The organism is Streptomyces sp. NPDC089799 (assembly GCF_040684755.1).
Classification (GTDB): Bacteria; Actinomycetota; Actinomycetes; order Streptomycetales; family Streptomycetaceae; genus Streptomyces.
Genome location: NZ_JBFBGR010000011.1, coordinates 109,449 through 128,938 on the forward strand (window position 1 = coordinate 109,449; position 19,490 = coordinate 128,938).

General features: G+C 75.8%; 14 protein-coding genes. 7 read left to right on the forward strand and 7 right to left on the reverse strand.

Annotated elements, in window-relative coordinates; all coding sequences use genetic code 11:
• Positions 1-46: 46 nt before the first annotated feature.
• From AB0O36_RS14805 to AB0O36_RS14820, 4 genes are all read left to right on the forward strand, one after another.
• Complete coding sequence (locus AB0O36_RS14805; protein WP_365109222.1) at positions 47-1,210, forward strand: AAA family ATPase; 1,164 nt, start codon at positions 47-49, stop codon at positions 1,208-1,210.
• Positions 1,211-1,383: 173 nt separating this feature from the next.
• Complete coding sequence (locus tag AB0O36_RS14810; RefSeq protein ID WP_365109542.1) at positions 1,384-5,070, forward strand: DUF5682 family protein; 3,687 nt, start codon at positions 1,384-1,386, stop codon at positions 5,068-5,070.
• An 83-nt stretch (positions 5,071-5,153) separates the two neighbouring features.
• Complete coding sequence (locus AB0O36_RS14815; protein ID WP_365109545.1) at positions 5,154-7,124, forward strand: hypothetical protein; 1,971 nt, start codon at positions 5,154-5,156, stop codon at positions 7,122-7,124.
• 218 nt (positions 7,125-7,342) lie between these two features.
• The gene (locus AB0O36_RS14820) at positions 7,343-8,296 is read left to right on the forward strand and encodes a CorA family divalent cation transporter (RefSeq protein ID WP_365109225.1); all 954 of its coding nucleotides are present in this window, start codon (positions 7,343-7,345) and stop codon (positions 8,294-8,296) included.
• 270 nt (positions 8,297-8,566) lie between these two features.
• Here the strand turns inward: AB0O36_RS14820 and AB0O36_RS14825 are convergent, their stop codons facing one another.
• Complete coding sequence (locus AB0O36_RS14825; RefSeq protein WP_365109228.1) at positions 8,567-9,346, reverse strand: class I SAM-dependent methyltransferase; 780 nt, start codon at positions 9,344-9,346, stop codon at positions 8,567-8,569.
• 291 nt (positions 9,347-9,637) lie between these two features.
• On the opposite strand from AB0O36_RS14825, the gene AB0O36_RS14830 reads away from it, so the two are divergent.
• Both AB0O36_RS14830 and AB0O36_RS14835 read left to right on the forward strand, forming a co-directional pair.
• Positions 9,638-9,913: an isoamylase early set domain-containing protein gene (locus tag AB0O36_RS14830; protein ID WP_365109231.1), complete on the forward strand. Its 276-nt coding sequence runs from the start codon at positions 9,638-9,640 to the stop codon at positions 9,911-9,913.
• A 290-nt stretch (positions 9,914-10,203) separates the two neighbouring features.
• Positions 10,204-11,373 (forward strand): PP2C family protein-serine/threonine phosphatase, encoded by a 1,170-nt coding sequence (locus AB0O36_RS14835; protein WP_365109234.1) that lies wholly within the window; start codon positions 10,204-10,206, stop codon positions 11,371-11,373.
• Between the two features lie 40 nt (positions 11,374-11,413).
• Here the strand turns inward: AB0O36_RS14835 and AB0O36_RS14840 are convergent, their stop codons facing one another.
• Complete coding sequence (locus AB0O36_RS14840) at positions 11,414-13,132, reverse strand: WG repeat-containing protein (RefSeq protein WP_365109237.1); 1,719 nt, start codon at positions 13,130-13,132, stop codon at positions 11,414-11,416.
• Positions 13,133-13,180: 48 nt separating this feature from the next.
• Between AB0O36_RS14840 and AB0O36_RS14845 the strand changes: the two genes are divergently transcribed.
• Positions 13,181-14,599, forward strand: coding sequence for an MFS transporter (locus AB0O36_RS14845; protein WP_365109240.1), 1,419 nt, complete (start codon positions 13,181-13,183; stop codon positions 14,597-14,599).
• On the opposite strand, the gene AB0O36_RS14850 is transcribed toward AB0O36_RS14845, so the two are convergent.
• From AB0O36_RS14850 to AB0O36_RS14870, 5 genes are all read right to left on the reverse strand, one after another.
• Entirely contained in the window at positions 14,574-15,395 is an 822-nt protein-coding gene (locus AB0O36_RS14850; RefSeq protein ID WP_365109242.1) for a class I SAM-dependent methyltransferase, read from the reverse strand. The two genes, AB0O36_RS14845 and AB0O36_RS14850, sit on opposite strands and share 26 nt — an antisense overlap.
• 147 nt (positions 15,396-15,542) lie before the next feature.
• A complete protein-coding gene (locus tag AB0O36_RS14855) occupies positions 15,543-16,193 on the reverse strand; it encodes a response regulator transcription factor (protein ID WP_365109245.1) in 651 nt (216 codons plus the stop codon).
• Positions 16,157-17,455, reverse strand: a complete 1,299-nt coding sequence (locus AB0O36_RS14860; RefSeq protein ID WP_365109247.1) for a sensor domain-containing protein — start codon at positions 17,453-17,455, stop codon at positions 16,157-16,159. The genes AB0O36_RS14855 and AB0O36_RS14860 overlap by 37 nt, the downstream gene beginning before the upstream one ends.
• A 68-nt stretch (positions 17,456-17,523) precedes the next feature.
• Complete coding sequence (locus AB0O36_RS14865; RefSeq protein WP_365109250.1) at positions 17,524-18,390, reverse strand: CPBP family intramembrane glutamic endopeptidase; 867 nt, start codon at positions 18,388-18,390, stop codon at positions 17,524-17,526.
• 99 nt (positions 18,391-18,489) lie between these two features.
• The gene (locus tag AB0O36_RS14870) at positions 18,490-19,428 is read right to left on the reverse strand and encodes an amidohydrolase family protein (RefSeq protein WP_365109253.1); all 939 of its coding nucleotides are present in this window, start codon (positions 19,426-19,428) and stop codon (positions 18,490-18,492) included.
• Positions 19,429-19,490 lie beyond the last annotated feature (62 nt).

Sequence of the window (19,490 nt, forward strand, 5' to 3'; positions counted from 1 at the left end):
ACCGCACCGCTCCCCCCTTTCCACGGAACTCTTTCAAGGACACCCGATGACCGTCACCGAGCAGCCTTCCACCGCACCCGCCGCCCGGCAGGTGCGTCCCGCCGAGGAGCGGTACGCCGCCGAACTGGCCTTCCTCGCCGCCCAGGACACCGGTCCCCGCCCGCCCGGCTGGGCGCTGACCCCGCGGGCCGTCGTCACCTTCGTGTGCGGCAGTGGCGGCGAGGAACTCGCCCTGGCCGAGCCCCACGACGGCCTGCCCGCCAGGCTGGCCGTCACCCCCAAGTTCGTCGGCGAGCGAGCCCTCGTCGAGCGCTGCGTGGTCACCCTGGCCGGAGAACGCGGCCTGCTGCTCGTCGGCGAGCCCGGCACGGCCAAGTCCATGCTCTCCGAGCTGCTGTCGGCCGCCGTCTGCGGGACGTCGTCCCTCACCGTCCAGGGCACCGCCGGCACCACCGAGGACGCCTTCCGGTACGGCTGGAACTACGCCCTGCTGCTCGACCGCGGCCCCACCCCGCAGGCCCTGGTCGACTCCCCCGTGCTCACGGCCATGCGCACCGGGCGGGTCGCCCGGGTCGAGGAGATCACCCGCTGCCTGCCCGAAGTCCAGGACGCCCTGGTGTCGATCCTCTCGGAACGGCGGGTCAGTGTGCCCGAACTGGCCGCGACCGAGGACGCGGCGGTCAGTGCGGCCCCCGGCTTCACCGTCATCGCCACCGCCAACCTCCGCGACCGCGGGGTCTCCGAGATGTCCGCCGCCCTCAAGCGGCGCTTCAACTTCGAGACCGTCCAGCCCATCGCGGACGCCGATGCCGAGGCCGCGCTGATCCGCCGTCAGGCAGTGGCCGCGGTGCAGCGCGCGGGTGCCGGTTTCGGCGTCGACGACGCGGTGCTGGACGCGCTCGTGACCGTCTTCCGCGACCTGCGGTCCGGGCGCTCCGCCGAAGGCTGGGACGTGGAGCGGCCGGGCACGGTGATGTCCACCGCGGAGGCGGTGCAGGTGGCGACCTCGCTCGGGGTCGCCCACGCCTACCTGCCGGCCGGCGATGTGCTGGACCTGCTGCCGGGACATCTGCTCGGCGTGGTCCGCAAGGACGACCCCGCCGACCACGACCGGCTGCTGGGCTACTGGGACGGCCCGGTCAGGCGCCGTGCCGAGGAGGGTTCGGCGATGTGGCGCCGGCTGTGGGACCTGCGCGGGAGCCTGCGGTGACGAACGGAACCAACAACGGCACGAGCATCGGTTCGAGTAGCGGTTCGAGTACCGGATCGAGCACGGGCCCGGGCGCCGTACCGGCCACCGTGCCGACCACCCTGTCCACCGCCGTGCCGAGTGCCGGTCCGGCGGGCGCCGGGGGGCCGGCGGGAGCCGACCCGCGTGCGGCCGTGGACCTGCTGGGCGCGTCCCGGGAGCCGTTCCTGCTGGGCGTACGGCACCACAGCCCGGCCCTGGCGGCGGTGACGCCCGCGCTGCTGGACGCCTCGGGCGCCGACGTGGTCTGCGTCGAACTGCCCGCCGACTTCCAGGACTGGCTTCCGCACCTGGCGGACCCGGAGACCACGGCCCCCGTGGCACTGGCGGCCGCCGGCGCCGACGGGCGGCTGGCCTTCTACCCCTTCGCGGACTTCTCCCCGGAGCTGGCGGCGATCCGCTGGGCCCGGGAGCACGAGGTCGAAGTCCTCTGCTGTGACCTGCCGTTGGGGGACCCCGGCTGGTCTCCGGCAGAGGCGCCCGAGTGCCCGGCACCCGCGACCCCTGCGCCGGATGTCCCGGCACGGACGGCGGACGTACCGGCCGTGGGTGCCGCTGCCGGGCGCTCCTTCGCCGAGGCACTCGCCTCGGCCGGCACGGGGCGCGACGGCGAGGACCTGTGGGACCGTGCCGTGGAGGTGCTCGCCCCCGGCTGCCCGCCGGAGGCGGTCCGCCGGGCCGCGCTCGGCGTGGGCTGGGCGCTGCGCCGGGACGCCGAGGGCCGGGACGGCGTACCGTCCACGGACCTGGCCCGCGAGGCGCACATGCGCCGGGTGATCCACGGCGCGGCGTCCTCGGGGCGTACGGTCGCGGCCGTCGTGGGAGCCTTCCACGCCCCGGTGCTGACGGCACACGTGCCGGCGGATGCCCCGCTGACGGATCCGTCGGCGACGGCGCCCGCGGAGACGGAGCCCGCGGTGACCTCGCTCGTCGCCTACTCCTCCGATCTGCTGGATTCCCGTTCGGGCTACCCGGCCGGCATCCGGGATCCGCTCTGGCAGCAGGCCGTGCTGGGTGCGGGCGGGGATCCCGAGCGGGTGCGGGAGGCCGCCGCGCTCGCGGTGACCGGTGTGTGCCGGGAGTTGCGCGGGGCCGGGCACACCGCGGGCACCGGGGAGGCCGCGGAGACCCTGCGGCTGGCCGGGGACCTGGCCCGGCTGCGCGGGCTGCCCGCCCCCGGCCGGGGCGAACTTCTGGAGGCCGTCACGACCGTGCTCGGCCAGGGCGAACCCCTGGGCCGCGGCCGGGCGCTGGCCCGCGCGCTGGACACCGTACTGGTCGGTGCCGTGCGCGGCCGGCTGTCGCCCCGCACCCCGCGCTCCGGGCTGGGGCCCGACGTGGAGCGGGAGCTGGCGGCGCTGCGGCTGCCCGGTCCCGGGGAGCCCGCGGCGCGCGAGGTCCGGCTCGACCCGCTCCGTTCGCCGCTCGACGCCCGGCGGGAGGTGCTGCTGCAGCGGCTGCTGGTGTGCGGCGCGTCCTACGGCGAACCGCTGAGGGTGGCGGGGACCGGGGACGGCACCGCCCTGGGCACCCGGTGGCGGGTGTCGTGGACGCCTGCCGTGCCCGCCCGCCTCGACCTGGCGGGCGTGCGCGGGGTGACCGTGGCCCAGGCCGCCGCCGGGACCCTGCGCGAGACCGCCCGGCGGGAGGCCGCCGAGGGCGGTCCGACCTGCGGGGCGATCCTCACCGGCCTGGGCGCGGCGGCGCGTTGCGACCTGCCCGGGCTGGTCGCCGTACGGCTCGCCGAGGCGGCGGAGGTACTGCCCGGGTCGGCGTCCCTGCCGGAACTCCTCTCGGCCCTGGACCTGCTGGACTCCCTGCGGCGCGGTCAGCTGCCGGGGGCGGGCGCCGAGGGCCGGGCCGTGGCCGCCGCGCTCGCCGCGGAGCTGCTCCAGGCGGCGGTCCGTACGCTGCCGGGTCTGGCGGGCAGCGACGACCCGGCCGACGCCGCCGCGCTCGCGGCGCTGGCCGACCGGGCCGCCGCGCACCACCTCGGTCTGCGTCTGGACCGGGCGCTGGCCGCCCTGGGCGAGAGCGGATCGCCGCTGATGCAGGGCGCGGCCCTGGCCGTACGGGTGCTGCTGGACCTGGAGCGGACGGCGGACCTCGGCGGGCGTGCTGCCGGGTGGATCGATGCGGCCGGCGATCCGGACGGCCGCCGCCGGCTGACGCGGCGGCTGACGGGCCTGCTGGCCGCCGCCGCACCGCTGCTCCAGGTGTCCGCGGCGGCTCTGGACCCGCTGCTGGACCGGATCGAGGCGCTGGGCGACCGCGAGTTCCTGGACCGGCTGCCGGCCCTGCGCGGCGGGTTCGACGCACTGTCCCCCGCCGGTCGCGACCGGATGCTGGCCGCCGTGTCCGGCCGTCTCGGCGACCGGATCGACCTCTCACTCGCCGCGCCGCCCGCGCTGCTCGCCCTGTGGGCGGCGGCCGACGCGGCCGGGGCGGCCGCCGTCAAGGTGCTGCGGGAGGCCGCCCCAGGCGGCCCGGGGTCAGCCGGCCCCGGGGCGGAAGCGGGCCCGGGAGCGGTGACGGAGTCGGTCCCCGGCGCGCTGTCGGGGGCGGATTCCGGGATGGCACAGGCCGAGGTGCGGGGCGCGGAGGTGGGGGCCGGGCAGGACGGTCCTGCCGGTGTCGGCGCCGGAGACCCCTCGGGCGGCGGCACATCTGCCGGTTCCGCCGTGGCCGGGGCCCGGCGGATCGGCCCGGCCGACCGCTGGCGACTGCTGCTGGGCCGTGAGCACGACCGGCTCCCCTCCGGCGTACGCCGCCATGCCCGCGCCCTGGACGAGCTGTACGGGGCGGGGCGGGGCGAGGGCTCTTCGGACCTGGACCGGGGCGGCGCCGCCGGTCCCGGCGGCGGGCAGGATCCGTCCTTCCCCACGGCCCGCGAATGGGCCGAGGAGCTGGCGGCCCTCTTCGGCACCGAGGTGCGCGAAGAGGTGCTCGCCGCGGCGGCCGACGCGGGCCGGACCGATGTGCTGGAACGGCTCGACCCCGCGGCCGTACGCCCCTCGGTGGAGCTGCTCACCTCGGTGCTGTCCCTGGCCGGGGGCATGCCCGAGCACCGGCTGGCGCGGCTGCGGCCCCTGGTCCGGCGACTGGTCGAGGAACTGACCAGGGAGCTGGCCACCCGGACCCGCCCCGCGCTGACCGGACTCGCCACGCCGCGGCCGACCCGCCGTCCCGGCGGGCGGCTGGACCTGGCCCGCACCCTCCGGGCCAACCTGGCGCACGCGCGCCGGCTGGAGGACGGCCGGGTGCGGGTCGTACCGGAACGGCCGGTGTTCAGCACCCGGGTGCACCGCGAGGCCGACTGGCGGCTGATCCTCGTCGTCGACGTGTCGGGCTCGATGGAGGCATCGGTGATCTGGTCCGCGCTGACCGCCGCCGTCCTGGCCGGGGTGCCGACGCTCTCCACGCACTTCCTCGCCTTCTCCACCGGCGTGGTCGACCTCACCGAGCGGGTCGACGACCCGCTGTCGCTGCTGCTGGAGGTGCGGGTCGGCGGCGGTACGCACATCGCGGCCGCTCTCGCGCACGCCCGTTCGCTGATCACCGTGCCGAGCCGCACGCTCGTCGTCGTGGTCAGCGACTTCGAGGAGGGCATGCCGGTGGGCGGACTGCTCGGCGAGGTGCGGGCGCTGGCGGGCTCGGGAGCCCATCTGCTGGGGTGCGCCGCCCTCGACGACACCGGGACCCCCCGGTATTCCGTCCCCATCGCCCGCCAAGTCGTCGCGGCCGGCATGCCGGTGGCCGCACTCAGTCCTCTCGCCCTCGCCCGCTGGGTGGGCGACCGCCTCCGGGGAGATGCCCGTTGACCGCCGTGTCCGTCCCGACCGTTCCGACCGACCCGTCGGTCCCGACCGACCCCTCAGCGCCGTCGGTCCCGTCGCTGCCGCCGGTGGCGCCCGAGGTCTTCGCCGATGCCGTGGAGGGGCTCACCGCGCGGCTGCGCAAGAAGCTGGACGCCGCCATCGCCGCCTGCGGCGCCGACCCGGCGGGCTTGACGCTCGCCGACGACGGTTCGGTCGCCTTCCGCTTCGGCGAGGACGCCCTGGTCACCCTGCGACCGGGGCCCTCGGGGGCGGTCACGTCCGCCGACCGGGCCGTGTGCAGCTGCCTGCTGGCACCGCGGTGCCTGCACCGGGCCGCCGTACTCGGTGCGGCTCCGATCGCCGACGCCTCGGCCGGGCCGGAACCCGCTGACGGGGAACCGGGCGAGGGGGCACCGGCTGCCGGGGAACCGGCTGACGGGCCGACGTCCGGCGCTGCCACCGGGGCTGTGAACGGCGATGCGACCGCGGCTGCTTCCGGCGTTGCGTCCCACACCCGGGCCTCGGCCCGGGAAGGGACCCCTCCCGGTGGGGCGGAAGTGCTCCCGGGAAGCGCCGCTCCGGAGCAGCACGTACTCACCGCCGCGCAGACCGCAGCCGCCGGAGCCCTGTGGGAGGCCGCGGCCACCGCGCTCGCGGGCGGGGTGCCCGCTGCCGGCGCGGTGGTGCAGGCCGAGCTGCTGCGGGCCGCGCACGCCGCCCGGGTGGCCGGCCTCGCGCGCGCCGAGGCGGCCGCCCTGCGGCTGGTGCGCGGGCTGCGCGCCGCCCGGGACCGCGGCTCCGGCCGGCGCCTGGCCGACCTCAGCGGCGCCTTCCGCGAACTGCTGTGGATCTGCTCCGTCCTGTCCTCGGGCACGGCCGGCCCGGCCCTCGTGGGCAGCGGCCGGCGCGCCTACCGTCCCGGCGGCAGCCTGCACACGTACGGCCTGTGCCGGGAACCGGTGCTCTCCGCCACCGGATACGGCGGGGTGGTCACCCACGTGCTGACACCGGACGGCGTACGGCTGTCGGTCTCCGACGTCAGGCCGGGCGGTCTGGCCCGCGCCAAGGGGGCCGGTTCGGCGTCCGTCGCGCTCGGCGGCGCGGCCCTCGACCATGCGGGGCTGGCGCGCGGCGGGCTGCTGATCGTGGGTGCCACCGTGTCGGCCGACGGGCGACTCGGTGCCGGACGCGGCGTCAAGGCGACGCCCCTGCGCGGGGTGTCCTGGACGGATGAGCCGGCGGTCGCCCTGTTCGCCCGCCCGGCGGCCGAACGGGTGACGGCCCTGCTGGACGCGGAGTCCGCGGCGGACACCGGAGGCGGCGCACCGGGCGGCGGCCCCGGCGCCCACGGCGAACTGCTCGGCTGCGACGTGGAGGTCGTCGGTGCGGCCGGCGAGCACCTGCTGGTACGCGAGCTGTCGTCGGACGGTTCGGTGCGGGAAGGGGCGGCGCTGCTGAGGCTGCTGCCCGCCCATCCGCATCCCGAGCTGCCGCACCTGGCGAACCTGCGCAGGCTGGCGGGCCGCCCCGGGTTGCGGCTGCGCGTCCTGGGCCGGCCCGACCTGGACCGGGCCGCCACCCTGCGCCCGCTCGCGGTCGGTCCGGTGCCGGGCGCCGACCACACCCTGCGGCTGCCGGAGGAGTGGCTGGGCCGGGCCGACCTCGGGTACGACCTCCTGCAAGGGGTCCACCTGCCGCCCGGAGCGCCCGCCGATCCTCCCGCACCGGTCGTGCCGGGTCCGGACCCGCTGGCCGACTCGCCCCTGTGGCGCGTACGCCGGCTGCTGGAGACCGGTGTGGACGGCGGGCGCCGCGCGGTGGCCGAGGCCGCCCGCGGCACGGAGCCGCTGACCCGGCCGGACCTGTTGCGCCGCGTCGGTTTCGGGACCGCGGCCGAGCTGGCGGACGCGCTGGCCGCCGAAGCCGACCGGCGTCCCCGGGACCCTTTCGGCCGGCTCACGGACGCCTCGGCGGAGCCGTACGCGCGGGCCTGGCTCGCCACGGCCGTCCACCTGGCAACGGCCGAGCGGTCCCTGGTCGCCGCGTCCTGGTCATGATCCGGCCCCGCCCCGACCGGCACCGGTCGTGACCGGACCCGCTCCTGACGGGCCCCGGGTGTGACCGGGGCCACCGTCCCCGCTGCCGTCCTCCGTTCGGGGTCGCCGAGCGGTGCACACGAGTGCCTGCGGGTGCGGGGACGGAGCACCGCACCGAACCTGGAGGCCGCGGGCTTCGGGACGAACGGCGAGGGGCGATGATCGTAACGGTGGTGTCGATGCCGGAGATGAGCGTCACCCGTACGGACGTGGCGGAGGCCCGTGCGCGGCTGGCCGAGGACCCCTTCGTCCTCGTCATCGTGGAGCTGCCGGAGGAGCAGCAGCCGGAAAGCGGGGCGGTCGCCGAGCAGCTGGGTTTCGACCCCGAGACGCTGGACTGGCTCGGGACGGCGGACGAACCGGCGCGGGCGGAGTTCCTGGGCGACAGGGCGGGCTTCGTCGTCCCCGTGGTCCAGGGCGAAGAGGTCGTGTACATCCACGTGGTGGTGACCGAGCGCTCCCTGACCGTCGTGCACCGGGGTGTGGCCGGCCTGGCGACGGCGCTCACCGGGAGCCTGGTCCACGAGCGGCCCCCCGACAGCGTGGCCGTGCTCTTCATCCTGCTCGGGGACGCACTGGGCACCTTCCGCCGGGCCGCCGTGCGCGCCCTGCTGGAGTCCGAGGAACTGGAGGACGACATGTTCGAGGGGCGCCGCCCCGAGCAGGTCTACCGCCTGGCGCAGCTGCGCCGTCACTCCGCCCGCCTGCACCATTTCCTGCGGCCGTTCCTGGAGGTCACCGACGAGGTCCTGTCCCGGCGGATGATGAGCCGCAACATGCCGAAGGAGCGGCAGCGGCTCGTACGCGAGTTCCAGACCGGCTCCCGCATGGTCCTCGCGGACATCGAGTCCCTCCAGGAGGCCACCCGCCGGGCGTTCGCCAGCTACTCCTCGCTCATCGCGGGCGAACAGAACGGCGTGATCAACCGGTTGGCCATCGTGTCGGTGGTCTTCCTGCCGCTGTCCTTCATCACCGGCTTCTTCGGCATGAACTTCACCTTCCTGACCGACAAGCTGGAGACCAGGGACGAGTTCTGGCTGCTGGCCGTCGGCCTCCAGGGGCTGGTCCTGTGCGTCTCCCTCTACATGCTGCACCGCACCCGGATCTGGCGGCGGCTGCGCGAGGACGACTGAAGGGCGGCCGAGACGCTCGCCTTCGCCGGCATGGGGGTGGCCGGAGCGCCCGGCTACCTGGGGCTTCCGGCCGGTCCGGCCACCCAGGTCCACTTCCTTCCGGACGACCCGCAGGTCCCGCGGGCACCTCTGGATCCGGTCTCGCTGCCGCGGACGCTCCGCACGGGCGCCGGACTGATCGGGCACTCGGCGGCGCGGGTGGTCCGTGGCCACTTCGACCACCACGGTGTGGATCGCGGGCTCGGGCGCCGGCCGGCGCGGTGCTGCGCGTCACAGCCTCCGTACGCGCAGCACGCCGGTCTGCATCGGGAGGCTGAACTCGCCGTCGGCGGTCTCGGGCCGGCTCCCGAGGAAGGCACGGATCTCGCCGAGCCTGGCCTCCCGTTCCGGTGCCGGCATGACGAGCATCCCCGCGCGCGTCGCGAGCGTCGCAGCGAGGGAGTCGGCGGTACGGGTCTGCCCGTGCGGGAATCCGGCCTGTTCCGGCGAGCCGAAACGGGCGGCCCCGCCGGTCTTCGCCAGGTGCATGTCCGCCGTTTCGGCACGCCAGCTCGCGGGCGTGTCACGCGGGCCGACGGCCTCGCTCCCGCTGACCCGGGCGAGCCCGGCGACCCACTCGACCTCGTCGTCCATGACGTTCCACAGGCCGGCCAGGACGCCGTCTTCGGCGAGGACCCTGGCGATCTCGGGTCCCGCGACGGCCATGTCGAACCAGTGCATGGCGTTCCCGGCGACGACGGCGTCCACGGACCCGTCCGGCAGCGGGATCGCCTCGGCACTGCCCGGCAGGGCTCGTACGGTCGGCAGGGCGCGGCGCAGCTCGGCCAGCATCGCCGGGTCGGGCTCGACCGCGACGACCTCGGCTCCCAGCGCGACGAGCGTGGCGGTCAACTTGCCCGTCCCGGCGCCGAGGTCGAGCACGCGCGGGCCGGGAGCGGCTTCGAGCGCCCAGCGCACGGCGGCCTGCGCATAGTCCGGGCGGTGTTCGGCGTAGGCGGCCGCGGCCGCACCGAACGACGAGGCGTGAAGCTCGTGTGTGTCCTGATCCATGCGTGGACGCTAATCGGCGCCGCCGTCGTCCCGCCACCACCGCGACACTCCGGTGCCGCCCCCTCCTCCCCCGGACACTCCGGTGACGCGTCGGCGGTGCGTCGGCGACACTCCCGCGACGCGCCACGGTTCGCGGTGGCCCTCCGGGGCCCGGGCGACCCGGCCGGCCCGGCCTCCGACCGAGTGACGGTCGGGCGGGCGGCGGCGTGTACGGGGGCGGGGGACGGGGCGGGCGGGCGAGGATGCTCGGGTTCAACTGCCCCACTCCTGCTACGCCCCCGGAGTCTTTCGGTGCTCGAACGCAAGCAGCTCAAGGGCCGCACCCAGGTCACCTTCATCCTCCCCGAGAACACTCCGCACGGGCCCGTCAGCGTGGTCGGGGACTTCAACCACTGGAATCCGGCCGCCCACCCGCTGGAGGCGCGGGGAGACGGTACGCGCGCGGTCTGCGTCACCCTTCCGGCGCACGCCACGCACGCGTTCCGCTACCTGGCGGCCGGCGACTACTGGTTCGACGACGAGGGCGCCGACAGCCACGACGGCACCAACAGCCGCCTCCACACCTGACCGCCCCGGCCGCACCCGGCGCCGCCGGCACACCGGGCACGTCTGGCACACCGGGCGTGACGAATCGCCGGGCCGGTCGTTGAGGAAGCAGGTCGAGCGAAGTCGGCAAGGCCCCGGGACAGCCGTCCCGGGGCCTTGCTGTGTGGTCACCCGATCCGGATCGCCGCCGTGCCGTGCGCGGCCGGCGCGGCCGTGTCGCAGGCGGCCGTGTCGCAGGCGGCCGGTGGACGTGTCGGCGGTTATGGTCGCGTCCGGCGGCCCGGTCGGCCGGGCCAGGACCGGGAGGCCCGGTGACAGTGGACGATTCCGTGCTGACGGCCCTCCTGGAGGAGTCCCGGCAGGCCTCGGCCCGGGACGTCCCCGTTCTGGTCGACACCGCCGCCCGGCGCCTGGGCCTTCACCACACCCGGCTGTACGTGAGCGACGTACAGGAGACGCTGCTCATCGCACTGCCCCAGCCCGCGGACACGGAACAGGACGCCGAGCTGCCGATCGACTCCTCGCTGGGCGGTCTCGCCTACCGGACCGAGGAGGTCCGGCTGTCACGCGACGGCACCACCGCCTGGGTGCCGATGACCGACGGAATCGAGCGCGTGGGGGTCATGAGGGCGACGGCGTCCGGGTTCACCCCCGGTGCACTGCGGGCGTGCCGGGGCCTGGCCGGGCTGGCCACCCTGCTGGTGGTGTCCAAGGGGACCTACAGCGATCTCCTGGTGGAGCGGGCGCGCACCCGGCGGATGAGCATCCAGGCCGAACTGCTGTGGGCGTTCCTGCCCCCGCGCACCGTCGGGACCGCCAGGATCACCTCCAGTGCCGTACTGGAGCCCGCGTACGACATCGGCGGTGACGCCTTCGACCACAGCTTCACCGACGGGGTGCTGCACCTGACGCTGCTGGACGCCATGGGCCACGACCTGGCCTCGGGCGGCGCCAGCGCCGTGGGGCTGGCCGCCTGCCGATCGACCCGGCGTGCGGGCGGGTCCCTCACGGACATCGCCACCGCCATCGACCGCACCCTGAACCAGTGGATGCCGCAGCGGCTGATGACGGCGGTCTTCGGGCACCTCGACTCCGCCGACGGGGAATTCACCTGGGTCAACTGCGGTCACCCGCCGCCCCTGCTCATCCGTGAGGGGCGGGTCGTCCCCCGTGCCCTGGAACGGCATCCGCAGCTGCCCCTGGGCTTCGGCTTCCACTCCGGCGCCCCGCCCACGCTCCACCGGGCCCGGCTGCAGCCCGGCGACCGCGTCCTGCTCTACAGCGACGGTGTCACCGAGGCCCGCTCCCGGGACGGCGAACTGTTCGGCGAGCAGCGGCTGACGGACACCGTCATCCGTTCCACCGCCTCCGGCGACACCGCCCCCGAGGCGTTGCGCCGGCTCCTCCAGGACCTCCTCCACCACCAGGACCAGCGGCTCCACGACGACGCCACCATCCTGCTGACCGAATGGCATCCCTGAGCGGCCGGGGCAGGCCGGCGGACGGTGCGGGGCCGGTGCGTCAGGCGTCCACCGCGGCGAGCCAGATCTGGAGCTCCACGTCTCCGTCACCCACGAGCGCGTACTCCTGCAGGACCAGCAGGCGTTCCCCCACCCGCCAGGTGGCGGAGCGCTCTCCGTCGGCGGTGCGCAGGACGACGGCCCGGTCGTCGGGCAGCCGGGGTCCGAAGCGTGCGTCGAGGCGGGCCCGGAGGGTGGTGAAGACCTCCTCGAAGCGGTCGTTCGTCCAGTCCTGGAGGAAGGGGTACTCGGCCAGGGACTCCGCGTAGAGGAAGACGCTCGCGACGACGTGCATCGCGCCGTGGCACACCCGGTCCGCCTCGTCCTCGTCCAGGGTGGACAGGTCGTACGGGTCTCCGGTGGGGTCGAAGATCAGCGAACGCGGCCGGAACGGCCTCGCCGGCTGCTCCAGTAGCTCGCCGGCAACGGCGGCGGTGTCGCCGTCCCAGGCGGGGGCGTGGTCGACGTAGAAGCGGGCGTCGCGGGTGAGGTGGGGCCACTCCCGCTCGAAGGTGCCGGGCTCCGCCGTGGCCTCCCAGACGGTCCGGCCCTGAGCGTCCTTCAGGGTGACGGCGGCACCGTCGGCGGCGGGCTCGACCCGGCACACGTCGCGGCCGTCCCGGTCGACGTGGACGACCGAGCCGTCGCCGCCGAGGAACGGGGCCAGGCCCGTGACGTCGTCGAAGCCGACGACCCAGCCGTCGTCGTCGGTGAGGGGCTCCGGGTGCGGGGACGGGGTGAAGGTGCCGTCGGTCCGCAGCACTCCCCACCGCTCCGGGCCGCCGCCGTGGGCCACGGCGGCACCGCCGCGGGAGAAGGACTCCGCCCAGGCGTAGCGGGGCTCGATGACCTGCCGCCCGGCCGCGTCGACGTAGCCGCGCGCGTAGCCGTCGCCGACCCGCAGCAGGCCGCAGCGCAGCTCCTCGGCCATCTCGTTCTCGCGGCACAGCACGCGTGCACCGCGGCAGTCGAGGAAGCCCCGGAACACGTCGCCGCCCTCGCCGCCGACGGCATGGGCGAGGCCGTTCTCGTCGAAGGCTTCCAGCACCGGGAAGGAGGGTTCGAGGATCCACTCCCCCGCCGTGTCCACCAGACCCCACAGGTCGCCGATCCGGACCGGGGCCGCCCCTCCCGCGCCGAAGGGCCGCGCCCCGTCGAACCTCGCGGGGATGACCTGCCGGCCTTCGCGGTCCACGTACCCGCACCGGCCGGTGTCGGCCGTCCGTACGCCGGCCAGTCCCACCGGGCCGAACGGCCCGGCCGCCCGGAATCCGCCGCTGATCACCACCCGGCCGGACGGGTCGGCGAAGCCCGCGCCCTCCTCCTCGGTGTGCACCACGGCCAGCCCGTGGTGGAAGGGGTGGGCGTCGGTGAAGCGGGCGGGCACGACCGGGGTGCCGGCGGTGTCCGCGTACCCCCACAGGCCGTCGGACCGGAACCGGGAGAGCCCTTCCCCGTCGAACGGTCCGGCCCATTCCCGTGCGGGCGCGGACAGCCAGTGGCCCTGCCCGTCCAGGTATCCCCAACGGCCGGTCAGATCCGCGGCGGGGGCGACGGCTCCGCCCCGGCCGTCCTCGTGGAACGGGCCCACGGCGGTGAGGTCCGGCGGGCGTATCAGGCGTCCGGTGCCGTCGACGAGGGCCCACCTCGTCCCGAAGGGCGCGGCGCCCGCCACGGGGACGGCGTACGGCGTGGCAGGGGCGGGCTGTCGGCGTATCACGGAGATCATTGTCCGGCAGGTCGGGAACGCCGTCGTCGGGAGTGGGTGTTGCCTGCGCAGGAGCAGTCCCCCGGAGTGCCGCCCGGCCCCCACAAGCGGTTCGTCCTGGCGGCGATGGGGTGTGCCGGCGGGATGGTCATGCTGGACCAGACCGTGGTCGCCGTCGCCCTCGATCCGATGGCGAAGGACCTGGGGCTGACGGCGTTCATGATGCACGGCGTGGTGCTGGTCTACGTGCTGGCGCTGGCCTCGCTGGCGCCCGTCGGTGCGATGGCGGCCAGGAGGTTCGGCCTCCGGCGCACCTTCCTGGCCGGGACGGTGGTGTTCACCGTGGCGTCCGGGTGCTGCGGGTTCACACCGGCCGGTGCTGCCGCGGAGCCGTTCCTGCTCGCCGCGCGGGCGGTCCAGGGAGCGGGGGCCGCGCTGATGCTCCCGGTGGCCACGACGGTGATCACCGATGTGTTCGAGGAGCGCGAACGCGGGCGTGCGCTGGGGGTCTACGCCGGTCTGGCGCAGGTGTTCTTCGTGCTCGGGCCGGTGGTGGGAGCGGTGCTGGTGCAGTTCGCCGGGTGGCGGTCGGTGTTCCTGGTCAACGTGCCGGTGGGGGTGGTGATCCTGTGGCTGCTCGGCAGGACGCGGATCGCCGTGGAGGCGCCGGGCGGGTCGCTGTCGGCGCTCCAGCCCGCGGCCGTGGTCGTCTCGCTGGGCGCGCTCGTCCTCGGGCTGTGCCTGTGCGGGTTCTGGGGGATCACGGACCCCAGGACGCTCGCCGCGCTGGCGGGGGGTGCGCTCCTGCTGGCGGCGACCGTCCGCCTGACGCTGCGGTCCCGGGAGCCCCTGGTGGACGTGCGGCTGCTGACCATCCGGCCGTACGCCGTCGCCGTGGCGCTCACCTTCCTGGTGCAGGCACCGCAGCTGATCGTGCTGGTGCACGGCACGCTGTTCCTGCGTCAGTCCATGGCCCTCTCGCTGGTGGCCACCGGTCTGTCCCTGCTGCCGCTCGTCGCGGCGCTGGCGTGCGGCACGTTCGCGTCCGGGTTCCTGCTGGAGCGCTCCGGATCGGTCCGGGTTCCCGTGCTGTGCGGACTGGTGAGTGCCACGGTCGGCGTGGCGCTGTGGGCGGCCGCGCAGTCGTCGCAGGCGTACGCCTGGCAGGTGCCCGGGATGGTGCTCGCGGGCTTCGGGCTGGGTGTGCCGATCCCCGCGCTGAGTGCGGAGCTGATGCGGGTGGTGCCCGTGCACAAGAGGGCCGACGCCTCGGTGCTCCGGCAGACGCTGCGGCAGCTCGGCGGGGCCCTCGGGCTGGCCGCGGCGGGGGCCCTGGTCCTGTCGGTCGACGACGAGGCGGCCGACGCGGCGGGGATCGTCACCTCGTCGGCCGTCCACGCCGGGTTCGTCCTGGCGGGCGGGGTGCTGGTGGTGGCGCTGCTGCTGGCCGTCGTCATGCTGCCGGGACGGCGGCGCTGAGCGGGCGCCTGCCGCGGACCGCCCAGGCGCGTGCAGTGAGCGCGACCGTCCCGTCCGGCCCCGTGGGGACGGAGGCCCGGAGGGTGTCGCGCAGCCGGTCGCGGGCCTCCGGGGCGAGGGAGGCGGCATAGCCGGGGGCGGGGCCCTGGCCGGCCAGGAACGGCTCCCACAGGTCCGCGAACCCGGTGAAGACGGTGGGCACCTCGACCGGCGCGACGGCCACGTCGGTCAGCCCCGCCCCGGCCCACAGGTCCCGGAGCGGTTCGGGCCGGCAGTCCGGGAAGCGGTGGCCCTCGTGGAGGGCGGCGGCCGCGGGATCCGCGGCCACCGCGGCGTCCCAGAAGGCGGTCAGGAACTCCATGCCCGCGGCGTAGTCCCATACGTAGGCGGCGACCGGACCGCCCGGCGCCACCACCCGGGCCGCCTCGGCGACCGCGGCCCGCGGTGAGGGAAGGAAGTTGAGTGCCAGTCCGCTCACGACCACGTCGCAGGCTCCGTCGCGTACGGGCAGCGACAGCGCGTCGGCCACCGCGAAGCGGGCGGGGGCCGGAGCGGTGGCGCGGGCGGCGCGCACGAAGCCGGCGGACCGGTCCACTCCCAGCGCCGTGCGGGGCCGGCACCGGGCGGCGACGGCGGAGGTCAGGGCGCCCGTGCCGCATCCGACGTCCAGCCACCGCAGGTCCTCCGGGCAGCCGAGCCACGCCAGGAAGCGGTCCGCGACCGCGCGGCTCCACCGACCCATGTAGCGGTCGTAGGCGTCGCCGGCGGCCCAGGTGTCGAATCGTTCTCGGCTCATGCGGCCACGGTCTCGGGCCGGGCTCCCGCCGGGCGCCGGAACACGCCGTGGCGGTCCGGGATCACCCGGACCGCCGCCTCGCCGGGCGGGCGGCGGGGCCGGACGGCGTGGGGGGACGGGGGCGGGGCGGACGGCAGGGACGGCAGGTCAGCGCTTGAGGTAGGCCAGTACGGCCAGCACCCTGCGGTTGTCGTCCGCCGACGGCGCGATCTCGAGCGTGGTGAAGATGGCGGCCGTGTGCTTGGCGACGGCGCTCTCGCTGATGTGCAGGCCGGCCGCGATCGCGGCGTTGGACCTGCCCTCCGCCATCAGTTCCAGGACCTGGCGTTCGCGCGGGGTCAGTCCGTCGATCGTTCCGCGGGCGTCCCCGCGCGCCAGGAGCCGGGAGATGACCTGCGGGTCCATCACGGTGCCGCCGGCGGCGACCCGGCGGACCGCGTCGACGAACTGCCCGGTGTGGGTGACCCGGTCCTTGAGGAGGTATCCCACGGCGCCCTCTCCCCCGGCCAGCAGTTCGTTGGCGTACAGCTGCTCGACGTACTGGGACAGGACCAGGACGGGCAGGCCGGGCCGGCGGCGGCGGGCCTCCAGCGCTGCCTGCAGGCCCTCGTCGGTGAAGGTGGGCGGGAGCCGTACGTCCACCACGGCGATGTCCGGTGCCGCGTCCCCCTCCTCCTGCAGTGCGCGCCGGAGGGAGGGGCCGTTGTCCACCTCGACGACCTGGCAGCCGTGTTCCCGGAGGGTGCGGCTCAGCCCGTCCCTCAGCAGGAAGAGGTCTTCGGCGAGGACAACGCGCACGGAATCTCCATCGTCACGGTGGTGGGTCCGCCCGGCGGGCTGTGCAGGGCGAGGGTCCCGTCGAAGGTACCCAACCGCCTTCGTACGCCGGACAGTCCGGTGCCCCGGGAGGGGTCGGCGCCGCCGTGGCCGTCGTCGGTGACGCGGGCGCGCAGCAGCCCGTCCCCGTACGTCAGGTCGATGCGGACCTCGCGGGCTCCGGAGTGCCGGGCGGCGTTCGCCAGCGCCTCGCTCACCGCGAAGTAGGCGGCGGACTCGACGGGTGCCGGGAAGCGGCCGGGCAGCAGGGCCTCGACGTGTACGTCGAGGAAGCTGTCGAGGGCGAGCGAGCGGACCGCGTCGCCGAGGCCGCGGTCGGCGAGGACCGGCGGGTGGATGCCGTGGACCAGGTCGCGCAGGTCCTGCAGGGCCCGTTCGGCCGTGCTGCGGACGTCGAGCAGGAGCGCGCGGGCCGTCGGCGGATCCGCGTCCAGCAGGCGGGTGGCCCGGTCCAGGGTCATGCCCAGGGCGACCAGCCGGGCCTGCGCACCGTCGTGCAGGTCCCTTTCGACGCGCCGCAGTTCGGCCGCGAGGGCGTCCTGGGCCTGGCCCCGGGTCTCGGTGAGCCGCTCGATCCGCCGGGTGAGGCGGGTGGTGCGCGGTGCCGTGAGCAGCCGCCGGCCGAGGCGGGCATGGAGGCGGAGCACGGCCGGTGCCGCGAGCAGCCCTGCGGCGGCGAGGACGAGACCCAGCAGCAGGGCGGCGAGCATGGTGGCGGTGGTGTGGACGGGGACGAACGCGTACCAGTTGCCGTCGCCCAGGTACCGCCAGACGAAGGGCTGCACGAGCGCGCCGAACGCCCCGTACTCGACCAGGGCGAGGGGGAGGGCGACCAGGAGGCCGCCGGTCACCGGTTCCAGCCAGGCCCACGCCAGATCCCGCCAGAAGCCCTGGTCGGCGAGGATGGCGCGGGACCGCCGGCCGGGGGTGGCGTCGGCGGCCGCGGGCAGCGGGTCGGGCGGGCCGGTGCGGAGGCCGGTCCAGGTCCCGGCGCGGGTGCGGGAGCGGTCGGTGAGCGCGCGCAGGGCCCGTGCGGCGGGCGGCAGCAGCAGGAAGCCGGCGCCCACGGGCAGCAGCAGTACGGCGAGCACCACCAGCGAGCCGGCCGCGGACGCGGCGAGGGCGTGCAGGCTCGCCAGCTGGCACCGGCCGAGGGCGACGCAGGAGCGGACCAGCGCGGTGCGCACGCGCACGGGGCCGGTGCGCGCGGTCCCGGTGCGCACCGGCCCCGTGCGCCGGGGGCCGGTGGGCGGCGGGACGGTGGGCACCGGGGCGGCGCTCGGTGCGCGGTTCAGCGGAGGTCTTCCATGATCGTGTCGACCCTAGCCGGTGCGGGCGGGGTCTGAGCCGGCCGCCCCCGCTTCCGGCCCCGGCCCCGGCGTACGAGCGGCCCGGTCCACAGCGCCGCCGCAGTCAGGCAGGACCCGCCGAAGAGCACCATGGGCAGCACCGTGCCGGCTTCCTCGTCCATGAAGAGCAGCATGCCGAGGTTGACCAGGGTGTGGAAGCCGCCCGCGAGCAGCAGCCGGTGGGAGGGAGCCCCGTCGAGGGCCAGGCCCATCACCACCGACATGGATACCGTCGCCGTCAGGAACGCCGCCGCGTACACGGGGTGTTGGGCGAAGACCTGGACGTGCCAGACGCCCCACACCGCGCCGACCGTGACGGAGGCGGTGAGGGGGCCGAAGCGGGTGCGGAGCACCGGCTGCAGGAGGCAGCGCCAGCCGATCTCCTCACCGCAGGCGCCGAGCAGCTGCGCCGCGGCGATCAGCGCGAGCGGGTGGTCCGTGGCGGCGGTCCGCGCGTCCCCGCCGAGTGCCGCGTACGCGGCCGTGCTCACGGCGATGACCAGCGGTGCGGTCGCGATCAGCAGCGCTGCGCGGCCGGCCCGTCCGGCGCGGCCGCTGCCGGAGCCGGGCACGCCGCCGAGCACGATGCCGCCGGTGCCGGTGCCGGTGCCGGTGAGCAACTCCCGTACCCGGCGCGGCCACAGCAGTGCGGCGAGGCCCACCCCGAGGGCGGGTCCGAACTGGGTCAGCTGGATGACCTCGACGGGTATGCCCGTCATGGGCTGTACGGCTCCCAGCGCGCCGGCCGCCAGGAAGGCGACGGTGAGGAACGAGGCCGTCACCTTGATGTCCACGGATGTCATTCGCATGACTCCGACGATGCCGCCCGGCACCGCTCCGGCCATTGCACCGAGGGCCCCGACCGGGGTGTACCCAGGTACACCCCGGATGTCCGCCGTAGTCCGCCGTCAGCCGCGGGCGAGGCGCGGGATGATGCGTTCGGCGTTGCCCCGGTGGATGGCGTGGAGGTCGCCGTCCCGCCAGTGCGGGTAGCCGGTCAGTCCGTCGTCGAAGCCGGCGCACCAGTCCTCGGGGACCATGGGGAAGTCGCTGCCGTACAGGACGTGTCCGGGGGCGGCGAAGGCGAGGAGCGAGGGCAGCGAGGCGGGGCCCGCGCAGAAGGCGGTGTCGAACCAGAAGCGGCGCAGTTCGGCCAGGAGGTCCTCGGGCGTGGTGCCCGGACGCAGCCGGGCGGCGGCCGCGAAGCGGTGGGCGGCGTACGGCAGGAAGCCGCCCGCGTGGGGAAGGATCATCTTCAGCCGGGGGTACCGGCCCGGGACTCCGGCGACGGCCAGGTGCAGCGCGGTGCGGGCGGTGTCGTACGGGAAGTCAACCAGCGGGCTGGGCAGGCCGGGGACCATCGCGCCGGGCGGTGCGGTGGGGTGGACGAGGACCACGGCCGCACGTGCGTCCAGTTCGGCCCAGAGCGGCTCGAACGCGGGGTCGCCGAGGTAGCGCCCCTGGGCGTTGGAGAGGACCATCACGCCGTCGGCGTCCAGTTCGTCCAGGGCGTGGACGGCCTCGTCGAGCGACGCGTCGACGTCCGGCAGGGGGAGGACGGCGAAGTTCCCGAAGCGGTCGGGCCGGTCCTTGACGAGCTCGGCGGTGAACTCGTTCACGGCGCGGGCGGTGCTGCGGGCCCCCTCGGGGTCGTCGGGGGCGGCGAGGGGAGCGGCGTAGGAGAGGATGCCGGTGGCGATCGAGCGGCGGTCCATCATCGCGAGCGCGCCCTGCCGGTCCCAGGCGGGAACCGGCCAGCCGAGGGCGGCGGCGCGGTCGGCGATGGCGCGGCTGCGGTCGGGCGGGATGACGTGCTGGTGGACGTCGATACGTGCGTGGTCGTTCATGCCGGTCCGGGTCTCCTCCCGCCGCTTCCGGGGCGGCCGGTACACGGCGGGGTCGTACGGAA